15 protein-coding genes and 1 tRNA gene are annotated in these 14,399 nt (G+C 32.1%); 10 read left to right on the top strand and 6 right to left on the bottom strand.

The genetic code is table 11. From position 1 onward, the window contains the following. The first annotated feature begins 6 nt into the window (after positions 1-6). From coaE to C820_RS07715, 7 genes are all read left to right on the top strand, one after another. Positions 7-630 carry a dephospho-CoA kinase gene (coaE, locus tag C820_RS07745; protein WP_004035107.1) on the top strand — a complete coding sequence of 208 codons (624 nt, stop codon included), beginning with the start codon at positions 7-9 and terminating at the stop codon, positions 628-630. Beyond that, positions 614-1,165 carry a lytic transglycosylase domain-containing protein gene (locus C820_RS07740; RefSeq protein WP_004035116.1) on the top strand — a complete coding sequence of 184 codons (552 nt, stop codon included), beginning with the start codon at positions 614-616 and terminating at the stop codon, positions 1,163-1,165. Before coaE ends, C820_RS07740 begins: the two co-directional genes overlap by 17 nt. A 20-nt stretch (positions 1,166-1,185) precedes the next feature. Further along, entirely contained in the window at positions 1,186-2,913 is a 1,728-nt protein-coding gene (locus C820_RS07735; protein WP_156801395.1) for an ABC transporter substrate-binding protein, read from the top strand. Continuing rightward, positions 2,888-3,913 (top strand): galactose-1-phosphate uridylyltransferase, encoded by a 1,026-nt coding sequence (gene galT, locus C820_RS07730; protein WP_083863677.1) that lies wholly within the window; start codon positions 2,888-2,890, stop codon positions 3,911-3,913. The genes C820_RS07735 and galT (C820_RS07730) overlap by 26 nt, the downstream gene beginning before the upstream one ends. Positions 3,914-4,050: 137 nt before the next feature. After that, positions 4,051-5,568, top strand: coding sequence for a putative polysaccharide biosynthesis protein (locus C820_RS07725; protein WP_004035127.1), 1,518 nt, complete (start codon positions 4,051-4,053; stop codon positions 5,566-5,568). Positions 5,569-5,799: 231 nt separating this feature from the next. After that, complete coding sequence (locus C820_RS07720; RefSeq protein WP_004035128.1) at positions 5,800-6,006, top strand: ribbon-helix-helix domain-containing protein; 207 nt, start codon at positions 5,800-5,802, stop codon at positions 6,004-6,006. Positions 6,007-6,022: 16 nt separating this feature from the next. Beyond that, the gene (locus C820_RS07715) at positions 6,023-6,298 is read left to right on the top strand and encodes a DUF6809 family protein (RefSeq protein WP_004035129.1); all 276 of its coding nucleotides are present in this window, start codon (positions 6,023-6,025) and stop codon (positions 6,296-6,298) included. A 39-nt stretch (positions 6,299-6,337) separates the two neighbouring features. On the opposite strand, the gene C820_RS07710 is transcribed toward C820_RS07715, so the two are convergent. After that, positions 6,338-7,897 (bottom strand): Na+/H+ antiporter NhaC family protein, encoded by a 1,560-nt coding sequence (locus C820_RS07710; RefSeq protein WP_004035130.1) that lies wholly within the window; start codon positions 7,895-7,897, stop codon positions 6,338-6,340. Between the two features lie 352 nt (positions 7,898-8,249). Between C820_RS07710 and galT (C820_RS07705) the strand changes: the two genes are divergently transcribed. The 3 genes from galT (C820_RS07705) (at position 8,250) to C820_RS07695 (ending at position 11,601) form a co-directional block, all read left to right on the top strand. After that, entirely contained in the window at positions 8,250-9,752 is a 1,503-nt protein-coding gene (galT, locus tag C820_RS07705) for a UDP-glucose--hexose-1-phosphate uridylyltransferase (RefSeq protein ID WP_004035131.1), read from the top strand. A 73-nt stretch (positions 9,753-9,825) separates the two neighbouring features. Next, on the top strand, positions 9,826-10,524 hold the full coding sequence (locus C820_RS07700) for a hypothetical protein (protein ID WP_004035132.1): 699 nt from the start codon (positions 9,826-9,828) through the stop codon (positions 10,522-10,524). 297 nt (positions 10,525-10,821) lie between these two features. Next, positions 10,822-11,601, top strand: coding sequence for a copper amine oxidase N-terminal domain-containing protein (locus C820_RS07695; RefSeq protein ID WP_004035133.1), 780 nt, complete (start codon positions 10,822-10,824; stop codon positions 11,599-11,601). Positions 11,602-11,723: 122 nt separating this feature from the next. Here the strand turns inward: C820_RS07695 and C820_RS07690 are convergent. From C820_RS07690 to C820_RS07670, 5 genes are all read right to left on the bottom strand, one after another. Beyond that, positions 11,724-11,796, bottom strand: a tRNA-Thr gene (locus tag C820_RS07690). A gap of 142 nt (positions 11,797-11,938) precedes the next feature. Continuing rightward, the gene (gene sigH, locus C820_RS07685) at positions 11,939-12,565 is read right to left on the bottom strand and encodes an RNA polymerase sporulation sigma factor SigH (protein WP_004035134.1); all 627 of its coding nucleotides are present in this window, start codon (positions 12,563-12,565) and stop codon (positions 11,939-11,941) included. Positions 12,566-12,597: 32 nt separating this feature from the next. Next, entirely contained in the window at positions 12,598-13,113 is a 516-nt protein-coding gene (locus tag C820_RS07680; RefSeq protein WP_004035135.1) for an NYN domain-containing protein, read from the bottom strand. 89 nt (positions 13,114-13,202) lie between these two features. Beyond that, a complete protein-coding gene (gene rlmB, locus C820_RS07675) occupies positions 13,203-13,943 on the bottom strand; it encodes a 23S rRNA (guanosine(2251)-2'-O)-methyltransferase RlmB (RefSeq protein WP_004035138.1) in 741 nt (246 codons plus the stop codon). Positions 13,944-13,975: 32 nt separating this feature from the next. Further along, positions 13,976-14,398 (bottom strand): Mini-ribonuclease 3, encoded by a 423-nt coding sequence (locus C820_RS07670; protein WP_004035139.1) that lies wholly within the window; start codon positions 14,396-14,398, stop codon positions 13,976-13,978. Between the last annotated feature and the right edge of the window lies 1 nt (position 14,399).

Here is a 14,399-nt window from a genome sequence, read left to right as displayed (position 1 = left end):
GATGAAATGAAAGTAATTGGTTTAACAGGAGGAACTGGTAGCGGAAAAAGCATTGTATCCGCTTTCTTAAAACAAAATGGTGCTTATATTATTGATGCAGACGAAATTGCACATGGCATTATTGAAAGAGGAAAACCTGCTTATGAAGAATTGACAAATTACTTCGGTGGTGCAATATTAGACCAAGACAGAAACATATTAAGAAAAAAATTGGGCAGCATTGTATTTACAAACAAAGAAAAGCTTGACTTTTTAAACCGCTGTACTCACAAATACATTTCACAAGAAATTGACAAACAAATTGCAGAAAGATTGAAAAAGCGAAAAGACACTTGCATAGTATTAGATGCCCCCCTTTTATTAGAGGCAAAATTAGAAAATAGATGCAGTGAAATTTGGGTAGTATTTGCAGAAGAGGAAGTTAGAGCAAGAAGAATTATGGAAAGAGATAACATTACATACCAAGAAGCTAAAAATCGTATTGGCTGCCAAAAAAATTGGGAGTTTTATCGTCAAAAAGCTAATTTAGTATTAGACAATAGCAAAGATTTACAACATTTAAAAAGACAACTAGAAACAATATTCTATATAAGGATAGGAAATGGAGAAAAGTATGAAAATTTGTATTAAACTAGCAAAAATAACATTATTTTTTGCAGTTGTGATACTCCTTTGTCGTTTTGTATTATTACCTTATATTTTTCCTAAAAAATATCAGCAAGAAATCAATTATTTTTGTCAGCAATATGAACTTCCCCCTTCTTTGGTATATGCTGTCATTTTTACAGAAAGCAGATTTGACAAAAATGCCATTTCTTCTAAAGATGCCAAAGGACTTATGCAAATAAGAGAAGCAACTGGAGAATGGGCAGCTGGATTATTAGATATGGAACAATATCACAATCAAACGCTTTTTGAAGCAAATAGCAATATACAAATTGGTTGCTGGTATTTAAACAAATTGACAAATCAATTCGGTACAACACAAACAGCTTTAGCAGCTTATAATGCTGGAAGTGGCAATGTATCAAAATGGCTTCAAGACAGTCGTTACAGTGACGACGGCAAAACATTAAAAGACATTCCTTACGGAGAAACAAAAAGATATGTCAAAAAAGTAATGCTTATTAAAAAAATATATCAATGGCTTTATGATATAATATAATATTGAAAAGCAAGGAGGAAATGATGAAAAAATTAACACTTATTTATATTGCCTTGCTTTTTTTATTAGCAGGCTGCACATTGCAACAAACACAACAGCCACAGCAAGAGCAATTACAAACAACACAGTCAGAGCAGTCAGAGCAAACACAACAGTCAGAGCAGTCAGAGCAAACACAACAGTCAGAGCAATCAGAACAAGCACAGCAGTCACAGCAATCAGCACAAGCACAGCTCTCACAAAAGCAATTGCCTTTACAAGAGGGTGGAACACTTCATTTATCTATGAGAAACACCACCACATTAAACCCTCTTTTAAATCAAGATGCTTCTGTAGATACCATATTAAAATTGATTTATATGCCTTTGATAAAGCTTGACAAAAATTACAAGCCTTCTGCTTCTATTGCTCAGAGCTGGAGTTTTGATGAAGGAGGTACTGTACTTTCATTAAATTTAAGAAATGATATTTATTGGCAAAATGGCACAAATTTAACAGCAGATGACGTAATATACTCTCTTGATACACTTTTTAGAGTAGCAGACAGCAATGCTGTTTATAAAAATTGTACTAACTATATTAGAAGTTACAGAAAAATATCTAATTATGATATTGAAATTACATTTCATCAAAATTTTAGTGGCAATTTATATGCCCTACTTTTTCCTATTATAAGTAGTCAATATTATGGCAGCAATATCGCAAATTCTGATAAAAATATGTTGCCTATGGGAAATGGATATTTTGAATTTGTACATTACACTCCTGCAAAAGAAATGCGTTTAAAAAAATGTATTAGTAGTTTTGGCACAACAGCACACATTGACGAAATTTCAGTAAATATCAGTACAGACAAAGACACAGATTTATATTCTTTTGAACAAGGTCTTACGGATATATTAGTAATGGGTTCTTCTGATATAGGAAAATCTGACAATGATAATGAAATGAAATATTATCAATATACTACTAATTATTATGATTTTATTGGATTTAATTTTTCTAAAAGCCTTTTTCAAGACAGCAATGTCAGAAAAGCAATTGCAAGCATTACTCCTAAACAGGCTATGTTAGAAAGCATTTATTTGGGGCATGGTATTACAGCACAGACACCTATCAACACCAATTACTGGTTTTATGAACCAGATACTGTCACATATGATTTTGACATTGGGCAAGCAAGAGATTATTTGGAAGCTTCTAACTGGAAAGATACCAACGACGACGGCATACTTGACAGAACAACAAATGAACTTTCTGAAACATTTCGCATTTCTATATTATACAATACAGAAAATGAAATCAGAAAACAAGTTGCTATACGTATCGCAGATGAATTAAGAGGCATTGGTGCAGAAGTATCTCTTGACGGACAAAGTTACGACAATTATATTCAAAAATTACAATCTGGCGATTTTGATTTATTTGTGGGAGGTTGGCAATTTTCTGTAGTGCCAAATTATTCCTTTTTGCTACACTCTGCTCAAGCCTCTTTAACCAATTATCCCCGTTATCAAAACGGTGATATGGACGCACTACTTGCTTCTGCATACAGCAGTGTAAAAGACGAAGATATTAAAATGGCTTACAGCAATTTACAAAAGAAAATAGCAGAGGAATTGCCTTATATCAGCATTGTTTTTCGTGATTTTGTAATGCTTTCCTCTGATAGAGTACAAGGACAAGTAAAACCTTTAGAAAATAATATTTTTGACAACATAAATGAATGGTATTTGTATGAGCAATAAAAAGGAGTGTGCATATATGTCTGAAATGCGAAAAAATAAATTAACACAAGAATGGATTATTTATGCAGAAAATCGACAAAAAAGACCATATGAATTTGAAAAAAGTTTAATCAAAAAAGAAAAAAGAAATACACCTTGTCCTTTTTGTAGAGGAAATGAATGTCAAACAACACCAGCACTTTATCAAGACAGAGAACAAAACTGGAGTATTAGAGTATTTCCTAATCGCTTTCCAGCGGTACAATATGACAAAAATCAGAAAGTAGAAAAAGAAACATTTTATGAAGCAATACCTGCTTTTGGTAGGCATGAGGTTGTTGTGGATACCCCTCACCACGAGCAGACAATAGAACAGTTTTCACTAGAACATTTACAAAATGTAATTTCTGTATTACAAAAACGTTTTATAGACATCAAAAACACCAAAAATATACAACAAGTACAAATATTTAAAAATGCAGGTGTTGATGCAGGTATGTCTATAAAGCACTCTCACTGGCAATTAGTAGGTTTACCTACTGTTTCCAAAAGACAGCAAACTTATCAAACTGCTTCTTTAGACTATTATAAAAAACATAATCACTGTATATTATGTGATATGATTGCATGGGAAAAACAACAAAAAGTTAGAATTTGCGGTGAAACAGAACATTTTATTGCATTTGCTCCTTATGCTTCTCGATTTAGTTATGAAGTGTGGATATTACCCAAAAAACACATTTCTTCTTTTGCTTTACTAGAGCAAAAAGAAATAAATGATTTTGCTTTTATACTTCAAAAAATGTTAAAACGTATTACACAATTAAGGGAGGACATCAGTTATAACATCTGCTTTGTAGAAGGCGGTACAGAACAAACACAAAAACATGATAATTGTTTACATTGGTCAGTGCAAATATTACCTAGAATAGGTGGTTTTGCAGCATTAGAATTTGCTACAGAAAGCTATATCAATTCTGTACTTCCTGAAACTGCTTCAAAATGGTATCGTTCAGAATAAGTATATATTTCATATGTAGATGGGAAAACTTCGTTTTCCCATCTTTATTTATTTTTTATTCGTTTAATGACAGACTGGAATATTCCCCTTTTTTCGAGCATATGTTAAACAAACTATTCAAAAAGAGGGATTTTTTAATGAGCAAAAAAACAGTCATTGCAGGTACGCTAATATTGACTTCAGCCAGTTTAATTACAAAAGTGATAGGTTTTTTTTATAGGGTATATATGGTCAATTTAATTGGCTCTGAAGGAATGGGATTATATCAGTTAATTATGCCTATTTATATGTTGACGTGGAGCATCACATCATCAGGATTTACTACAACCATATCGAAATTAACGGCACAAGAGAAGGCAAAAAATCAAACGGGAAATATGGGGCGTATACTCAAACAATCTCTTTTTATGACAATCACAGCAAGTATCATAATAAGTAGTTTTTTGTTTTTTTGTGCAGATTGGTTTTCAGCGACAATATTAAAAGAGCCCCGTACAGCATTTGCATTTAGAGTGCTTGCATTTGCCATACCATTTATGTCAAGTGGTTCTTGTATTAGAGGGTATTTTTTGGGATTACAGCACGCAATCATACCTGCAATATCTCAAGTATTGGAACAAATTGTTAGAATTGTAGCAATTTATATGACAGCCTCTTTTTTTGTACCAAAAGGATTAAATTATGCTTGTGTATGTGCCGTAATAGGCATTGTAAGCGGTGAAGTGCTTTCTTTTTTATTTGTATTTTGTAATTACATACGATTTAAAAGAAAAAAGAAATATATCAAAAAACCAAGTATTACAGTAACAAAAGCATTTTATATGATATGTAGCATGGCAATACCTTTAACAGCAAGTAGAGTGGTAAGTTCTTTTTTGTCCACAGCAGAAAATATTTTAATTCCTCAAAGATTACAACTATTCGGACAGTCTGCAACGGAAGCAATGAGTACATACGGAGAATTAACAGGTATGGCAATGCCTTTAATACTGTTACCTTCTGCATTTTTGACATCTGTTTCTGTTTCGCTTGTGCCAGAAATATCAGAAGCTTCTGCAATAAATAAAAGAAATAAAATCAGTACAACAGTTTATACAGCATTGCTTTTTTCCTCTATATTGAGTATAGGTGCGGGTGTTGTGTTTGCAGTATTTCCAAAAGAAGTATGCTATATTGTATATGGTCATAGTGAGTTAGGTAATTTGCTATTTTTATTAGCATTTATATGCCCGTTTTTGTATATGCAAATGACAATAAATGGCTTACTAAATGGACTAGGAGAGCATACATTTATATTTCAAACAAATGTCATTTCTTCTATTATTAACATTGCTTTTATTTATTTTTTAATACCTATGTATGGTGTAAATGCGTATTTAGTGGGGTGGTTTGTAAGTTTGATGTTAACAATGTTGCTTTCCCTTTATAAAATTTATTGCTGTACACAGGTAAAGGTGCAGTTTGGAAATTGCTTTTTGAAACCGCTTTTGGCAGGTTTGGCAGCAGGGCTTGTGATAAGATATGTTATACAAATAGGTACACCTTCTAAAATGTTCTTTTTGTTGTGTATTAGTGCTGTGATGTTGTTGTATATACTGTTTTTGATGTTGTTGGGTTGCTTAAAAAAAGAATTGCTTCAAACATTAAAATATTAAAATAAATAGTAAAACGAAGTTTTTTGAAAAAGCGGACAAAGCAAGGGGAGAACTTTTCACTTGTGAAAAGTTCCCCCCTATTTTTATATCTCTTTATCACTATTTTTATATTATATTACAATTTATAATATAATTATATTATAAATTTATTATAAATTATAATGTATAAATGTCAATATTTAACTGATATAATTGTTATAAAAGTATAAATATGGAGGGGGATATACTATTATGTCAAAAGAATTTATTGTAACACCTAAAAATATAGATGACGAAGAAAATACTTATATAAATATGACATTAAGAATGAAAATAAAAACACAAAAAGAGTTTGATGAATTGGCAAAAAGAAGTAAACGCTCCAGAAATGAATTGATGTGTATGGCATTAGAGTATGCTTTAGAAAACTTAAAATTTACTACTAAAATTGAAATATAGAAAACGGGTGATAATTATGGATAAAATATTACAAGATTTATACGAGGGTAGAATATATCCTTCAGAGCAATACAGTCCTACAACAGAGCATTACAAAAAAACACGAGAGGAATACCAAAAGCATTACGATGATTTTAAATCAAAATTAGATGATACTCTTGCTAAAGAATTTGAGAATATACTAAGAGAAAAATGCGATGTTATTGATATAGAACTATCAGAAATGTTTACATATGGTTTTAAAATTGGTGCAAAAATGATGATAGAGATATTACAAGAAAATAATGAGTAACGAAAAAGGAACTTTTCATTTATGAAAAGTTCCTTTTTTTTATTTATTTTCAGCAAGCTGTTCTTTTTTTACAGCGATATTATGAAGTACAAACAATATTATAACAAGGCAAGCAATAGAAATGCCCAATGTCAACAAAAGATTTTTTGTTAATCCCGCTATAATATATCCCACCATACAACAACTTGCTACACAGAGTGCATAAGGTATTTGTGTAGAAACGTGGTCAATGTGGTTACAGCCTGCACCTGTTGAAGAAAGTATAGTAGTGTCTGATATTGGCGAACAGTGGTCACCAAATACAGAACCTGCTAATGTTGCAGAAAGTGATATAATTGTTAAATCTGGTGCAACTTTTGTACATACTGTTGCTATAATTGGTATCAATATACCAAATGTACCCCATGATGTTCCCATAGAAAATGACAAAAATCCTGCTACTATAAATACAATCGCTGGTATAAGCATAGCGGGCATATTAGAATTTGCTACCAAATCTCCTACATATTCCCCTGTGCTCAACAAATCACGGCACACACCGCTAATTGTCCAAGCCAATGTCAATATAATAATTGCTCCTACCATAGATTTTACACCTTGCCCAACGCCGTCCATAAACTCCCTAAAGTTTAATACTTTTCTTGGTACAAAAAGCAAAAATGCTACAATTAAAGAGGCAAAGCTACTGATTGCCAATGCTGGGCCTGCATCTGTATTTCCAAAACCATCTGCAATACTCATGCCACCCTCAAAATATCCCCCTATATAAAGCATAGAAAGTATAGAAAATACTATCAATGCAGCAATAGGAATAAGCAAGTCAAATACACGGCCTTTTTCAGAAATACGAAGCTGATTTAATTCTTCTGCTCCTGTACTACTAGAAGTACCATCTGCATCTAATTTGCCATATTTTTTAGCATCATGTTCGTATTTTTCCATTGTGCCAAAATCTAACTGCAAACAAGATATAATAATAATCATTAAAATAGTTAATATTGCATATAAATTATATGGTATTGACTTTATAAATGACTCCATACCATTCAAACCTGTATCTCCCATTTGAGAAATTACAGATGCTGCCCAAGAAGAAACTGGTGCAATAATACACACTGGTGCTGCTGTGGCATCAATGAGATATGCCAGTTTTGCATGAGATATTCTCTGTTTATCTGTAACTGGTTTCATAACAGTACCTACTGTCAAACAGTTAAAATAGTCATCAATAAATATCAATGCTCCTAATGCACAAGTGGCAAGTGACGCCCCTGTACGAGATGTGATTTTACTGCTTGCCCAATTTCCATAGGCACGTGAGCCTCCTGCTTTTGTAATTACTACTACCAACGCTCCTAGCATGGCAAGAAACAATACAATAGCAGTATTTCCTGCTAATTTGCTCGCCATAAGTGTCATTGTAGTATCCACTGTTTTTACAATAACGCCTAATCCACTGGCAAAATGACAAGCATAAATTAATGTACCTGATAGTATACCAATAATTAAAGATGAAATGACTTCTTTTGTAACAAGTGCCAGACCAATGGCTATAATTGGAGGCAATACAGACAAGAAGCCTACATTGATTGGTTCCAAAATAATCCCCCTTTTCTATCAAAATTTTATTTTTTGGAACAAAATTTAACAGTTATCATAATAACATATATTTTATAAATATTCAATTCTATATTCTGTTTTGTGTTGCTTTTGTTTATATTGTATTTACTACAATATAATTATTTCAGCGTGTCTAACAAGTAATTACAGCATTACAGCACAACTATTGTTACATTTTTTATTTTTTATTACTATTTTTTATTATTTGTATTTCTTTCAAAATAATACAATATAGTATCTTTTTGATATTCATTTTATACAATATGCTTTTTTGCATTGCATACGTCTGTTTTTTGATGTATCATAGTATCAGAAAGGGGCGTTATTTCACATGATTACACAACAAATTTGCAAATTAGTAACATACGCATTACAAAAAAATTTGATACAAAAAGACGACATTATATTCACTACAAATCAATTGATGGCATTATTTGAGCTAGAAGAATTTGACGGCAATATTGATGCACAAAGCACAGAACAAATTTGTTTAGAAGAAGTGCTTCAAAATATGCTTGATTATGCCTGTCAAAAGGGTTTGATAGAAGATAGTATTGTATACAAAGATTTATTTGATACCAAAATTATGGGGCTTTTAGTACCTCGTCCTAGTGAAGTTAGTCAAAAATTTTGGCAGTTATATCAAAATTCTGCTGAAGCTGCTACAGACTGGTATTACGATTTTAGCCAAAATACAGACTACATACGCCGTTATCGTATTATAAAAGACCAAAGGTGGAAAACACATACACAATATGGTGACTTAGACATTACCATCAATTTAAGCAAACCAGAAAAAGACCCTAAAGCAATTGCTGCTGCCAAAAATGCAAAACAAAGCAGTTACCCAAAATGTCAACTTTGTGCCGAAAATGTAGGTTATTCTGGTCGTGTCAATCACCCTGCCAGACAAAATCACAGAATTATCACTATCACTATGGCAGGCGGTGAATGGGGATTTCAATATTCCCCTTATGTATATTACAACGAGCACTGCATTGCCTTTAACAAAAAACACATTCCTATGGCAATTAACAAAGAGGCATTTATAAAATTATTTGATTTTATAAAATTATTCCCTCATTATTTTATAGGCTCTAATGCAGATTTGCCTATTGTAGGGGGTTCTATACTTTCTCATGACCATTTTCAAGGAGGACATTATCAGTTTCCTATGGCAAGTGCTACTATAGAAAAAAATTATACTATAAAAGGTTTTGAAGATGTAGAAGTAGGTCGTGTAAAATGGCCTATGTCTGTTATTCGTATTCGTCATAAAGATACACAAACACTAATAGAATTAGGTGATAGGATACTTCAAAAATGGCGTAATTATACAGATGAGCAAGCATTTATATTCTCTCATACAGATGGTGAGCCTCATTCTACCATTACCCCTATTGCTAGAAAAGTGGGAGATACATTTGAATTAGATTTAGTACTTAGAAACAATATCACAACAGAACAGTATCCTCTTGGTGTATATCACCCTCACCAGGAATTACACCACATTAAAAAAGAAAATATCGGTTTGATTGAAGTAATGGGACTTGCTGTACTTCCTGCTCGTTTAAAAGAAGAATTGGAAGTGCTAAAAGATTTTATTTTGAATAAAAAAGATTTCTATAGTGACAAAAGAACAGCAAAGCATGCTCAATGGGCAGAAGAATTTATTCAGAAATATGATGTCATTACAGCAGAAAATATTACTGAAATTGTACAAAAAGAAGTTGGTATTGTATTTGAAAAAGTACTTCATCACGCTGGTGTTTTTAAAAGAAATGAACAGGGCTATATTTATTTTGATAGATTTATGGACTCACTCAATTTATAATATTTTCCCCAAGAGAGCATACTCTTGGGGTTTTTACTATATCAATTTATTTTTAAAATGATAGGTGATAGTTATGCAAAAAAAACGCTTTTCTATTTCAATGATATTATATACTATTGTTGCAATTTTTATAATGCTAACACTTCCTACTGGTTGGTTATATGATTTAAAAGCTGGTACAGGAACAGAACAAGGACAAAAAACAACACAAAATGTTCAGCAAATTTATACGCAACAAGATATATCGTATTTTTTTGATACAAATACCCCTGTAACAATTACTGGCAATGATTTAGTAGCTTGTCCATTAGCACGACTTCGTGATGTGGAACAAAAAGGAATACACTATCAAAGAGTTCGTCACACAACAAGAACTGTTTATATTTCAGAATATATTACTACACACTACCCTATGAAATACTGGGAAAAAATACTTCAAAATATAATTGCTGGTGGCACATATAATCGCTATTATTTAATACAACTATCAGACAATTATTGGCTTTGTGTATACTTTGACGACTATTTAGCACTTATAAAATCAAAACATTACCCCACTGGATACATTCGCCATACTACCACTACAGAACGTACTATGTTAAACAAAATGGCACAGCACTACAATGTAGATACTGTTTATATATTAGATATGTACCGCTACGGAAAAGTAAATAGCGTATTTGACATTATATTAAGATTTATAGTATTAGTTGTTGTGCTTGTTATTATAATAACTATACAAGATTTATTTAAAAAACAAAAAACATCATAAACTCTAAAATACAAAAATACCCCTTGAAAACACAAGGGGTATTACAATTTATACATTCCCAAAAGTATACGCTGCTATTTGAATATCTGTTAAATCTGTATTATTTCTGTTTTTATTAAAATCATCAAATATTTCTATTGCATTAAGCGTAAATTTTAATTTCATTAGTAAAAGAGTGAAACAAAATATTATAAAAGTTTTTCTACTTTTATTTTTTCACATATCATTGCAAAATATTGCATAATATGTTATATTTGGTTAAGTGTACATTAAAATTGCATTAGAGGAGGAAATTTTATGAACAGGAGAAAAAGAATACTAGCATTTTTATTAACATTTATTATGTGTTTGCAAACAATGGCATTTACTGTTTTTGCAGGCTCTAAAATTTCTATCAATGACATTATGTTATGTATAGAAACAGTAGCAGTAGACGATGTTGCAATGGTTTCACTAAGGGATATTTATGAATGTTTTGGTGCAAATATTACATGGCAAGCAGATACACAGGAAATCGTTGTTGTAAACACAGACAAGACAATTAAATTCAAAGTAAATTCTGCAACAGCTACTGTAAATAATGTTCCTGTAACATTATCTCATGCTGTAATACAACAATATGGTGTTACATACATACCTGTTAATTTTGTTGCTACTTCTTTAGATGCACCAATTAACTGGAATATAACAGACGGTATTATAGAATTTAAAACAAATCCAGAAAAAACACAGTCAATTAAAGAAAGAAATGATGTACTTGCAGCACAAAAGGCAGAACAGCAAAGACAAGCCGAAATCGCTAGACAACAAGAGGAACAACAAAGACAAGCTGAAATCGCTAGACAACAAGAGGAACAGCAAAGACAAGCCGAAATCGCTAGACAGCAAGAAGAACAACAAAGAGCTAGACAGGCATCACAAGCTACATCTGCACCTCAAAGTGATACAATATATATAACAAGAACTGGTAAAAGATACCATTATGATAACTCTTGTAATGGTGGTACTTATTATCCTTCCACATTAGAACAAGCAAAAGCCATAGGATTAACACCTTGCAATAAATGTGCTAAGTAATAACAATAATTTCTTTATTTCATATACTAAAGTTTTTTGTTTCACCCTAGTAGAACTAGGGGATTTTGTTACGCTAAAGCACCAACACAAAAATACCCCTTGAAAACACAAGGGGTATTACAAGCTGCTAACGGGATTTGAACCCGTGACCTCCGCCTTACCAAGGCGACGCTCTACCTACTGAGCCATAGCAGCACAGAAAAGAGAGTACTCTCTTTCCCACATCAACCATTATATGGTATCATATCACAACAGTTACGTCAAGTTTTTTATTGAAAAAACACAGTTACTACAGTTTTAAATGACACAGCAAACACACATTATTCTACAAAAAATATCAATTCTTTTTTTCATTTAGATATTTTTCTACTTTCTTTTTTACTCTTTGCAATGCGTTATCAATTGATTTTTCTGATTTTTCTACTATACACGATATTTCATAATATGTTTTTCCTCTCAAATACAAAAGCAATATTCTTTTTTCAAAATCACTCAGCATTTTTATAATTTGTGTTTCCATGAAATGCTTATCTTCTCTACCTATCAGCAATGCTTCAGGATTGAGTATTTCTCCTCCCATAAGCATATCCATATAAGTTTCTTCTGACTCTTGTTCAAACACAGGCCTATTTAAAGAAACATAAGAATTTAATGGTATATGTTTTTGTCTTGTTGCCATTTTAATGGCTGTAATCATTTGCCTATTGATACAAAGTTCCGCAAATGCTCTAAAAGAAGCATTTTTATTTTTTTGAAAATCTCTCATTGCTTTATACAGTCCTATCATACCCTCTTGTATAATATCCTCTGTATCTGCCCCAATTAAAAAATATGTTCTTGCTCTTGTTTTTACAAGAGGTTTATATTTATTGAATAAGTGTTCTTGTGCCCTTTTATCTCCTTGCTGTACTAATTTTACTAATTCTTCATCTTTTTGCCCACTATAAACGCTTTGTTGTTCCATATATTACACCCTCACACTACATTACATTTTTTTCATTTTTGTCTACGCAATGCTTCAATCCAATCCAAAGCATCTTTATCTATATTATCTGCTAAAAGGTTATTTTTAGGCGGTTTATTTTCTATGTATTTTTTACGTAGTTGTTTTTGCTCTATCAGAACCCTTTGACGCAATTGTTGTGCTGAAATTCTTTCTGCTCCATTTCCCAATATAATAATCTGTTCTAATCTATCTGATGTTGCTACGCTTACTTTATAATGGCGTGGCATATGATTGACTGTTCTTTCAATAAAATGGTCAGCAGTTTCTGCTTCTTTAGTATATACTACAGAAATATTATGATATTGAAATATACTTCCTACATTTCCTTTCACTAAATATGCGTCAAACACTACAATAATATTCATCTTTTGACTTCCCTTATAATTAGAAAGCATATCAAGGAGTTTTTGTCTAGCACTTTCTAGACTAACATTCACCAGCTCTTTTAACTCCTGCCATGCGTGTATCATATTATAGCCATCTACTAGCAAAAATTCTATTGACAATATACAATAATTCCTCCTTTCTTTTTTATAATCATAAAAATTATGATAAAACGCTTTTTATACAAAAAGTTTTTATCACATCATTATAATTAAAATTTTCTTTGTCTTACTACTTCATACAACAAAAGTCCCGCCGCTACAGAAGCATTTAGTGATGCTATTTTTCCATACATAGGTATTGCTACTGTAAAGTCACAATTTTCTTTTACCAATCTACTTACGCCATCGCCTTCACTTCCTATTACAATGCCTATTGCACCCTTCATATCAGTGTCAAAGTAATCCAAGCCTTTCATATCTGCACAGGCAAACCACAATCCTTCTTTTTTTAACTGCTCCATTGTTTTTACAATATTTGTTACTCTTGCTACTGGCATATATTCTATTGCTCCCGCTGATGTTTTGCCTACTGTAGCATTTAATCCTACAGAGCGATGCTTTGGTATAATAACACCATGTGCACCAGCACATTCTGCACTTCTTATTATTGCCCCCAAATTATGAGGGTCTGTAATACCATCTAATACCACAACAAAAGGAGGTTCTGCTTTACTTTTTGCATTTTCAAGTATATCTTCTATTGTAGCATAATTATGTGCTGATACAATGGCAATTACTCCCTGATGGTTTTTTGTTTGAGAAAGCTCGTCCAATTTTTGGCGACTCACTTCTTGTATCACCACGCCTTTTTTAGACGCCTGTGCTATTATTCTTTTTATTGTTCCTTCTGCACTCCCTTTTATTACAAGCAGTTTTTCCATATCTCTACCATTACGCAATGCTTCTAATATGGCATTTCTTCCTTCTAGCTGGTTATCATTTTTTTCCATATTTTCACCTCTTTTCATTTTTTTTATTTTTATTACAATGCACTAACACCTTTTTCAAACAATTCTATTGCTCTTTTCATATCTCCCTTCAAATACAAATAGCCAAACAGTGCCTCTAATCCTGTGGCATGGCGATAATCTGCTATATCCATATTTTTAGGTGTAGTATAAGATTTTGCATTTCTTCCCCTTCTAAATACTGCTTTTTCTTCTTCTGTAAAACATTCTGCTATCACTTTATACATTTCAGCTTGTCCTTTTGCATTGACATATTCTTTTGACTGTTTATGCAATTTATTTACTGGTGCATTTCCTTTTGAAAGCACAAGTGTTCTAACAAATATTTCATATATTGCATCACCTATATAAGCAAGTGCAAGGGAGGAAACCTCATTCGGTTTTATCCCCCCTTGCACACCTTCTATAAGCAATGCTTTGACATTTTGTATCTCCATT

Origin of the sequence: Clostridium sp. MD294 (assembly GCF_000364165.2) — a bacterium.
Classification (GTDB): domain Bacteria; phylum Bacillota; class Clostridia; order Lachnospirales; family Anaerotignaceae; genus Coprocola.
The sequence above is the reverse complement of the archived record's forward strand: the minus strand, read 5'-3'. Positions and strand labels throughout refer to the sequence as shown.

Coding starts and splice junctions, on each gene's coding strand:
- coaE (WP_004035107.1), top strand. CDS start 7: ATGAAAGTAATTGGTTTAACAGGAGGAACTGGTAGCGGAAAAAGCATT.
- C820_RS07740 (WP_004035116.1), top strand. CDS start 614: ATGAAAATTTGTATTAAACTAGCAAAAATAACATTATTTTTTGCAGTT.
- C820_RS07735 (WP_156801395.1), top strand. CDS start 1,186: ATGATGAAAAAATTAACACTTATTTATATTGCCTTGCTTTTTTTATTA.
- galT (WP_083863677.1), top strand. CDS start 2,888: ATGAATGGTATTTGTATGAGCAATAAAAAGGAGTGTGCATATATGTCT.
- C820_RS07725 (WP_004035127.1), top strand. CDS start 4,051: ATGAGCAAAAAAACAGTCATTGCAGGTACGCTAATATTGACTTCAGCC.
- C820_RS07720 (WP_004035128.1), top strand. CDS start 5,800: ATGTCAAAAGAATTTATTGTAACACCTAAAAATATAGATGACGAAGAA.
- C820_RS07715 (WP_004035129.1), top strand. CDS start 6,023: ATGGATAAAATATTACAAGATTTATACGAGGGTAGAATATATCCTTCA.
- galT (WP_004035131.1), top strand. CDS start 8,250: ATGATTACACAACAAATTTGCAAATTAGTAACATACGCATTACAAAAA.
- C820_RS07700 (WP_004035132.1), top strand. CDS start 9,826: ATGCAAAAAAAACGCTTTTCTATTTCAATGATATTATATACTATTGTT.
- C820_RS07695 (WP_004035133.1), top strand. CDS start 10,822: ATGAACAGGAGAAAAAGAATACTAGCATTTTTATTAACATTTATTATG.
- sigH (WP_004035134.1), bottom strand. CDS start 12,565: ATGGAACAACAAAGCGTTTATAGTGGGCAAAAAGATGAAGAATTAGTA.
- rlmB (WP_004035138.1), bottom strand. CDS start 13,943: ATGGAAAAAAATGATAACCAGCTAGAAGGAAGAAATGCCATATTAGAA.
- C820_RS07670 (WP_004035139.1), bottom strand. CDS start 14,398: ATGGAGATACAAAATGTCAAAGCATTGCTTATAGAAGGTGTGCAAGGG.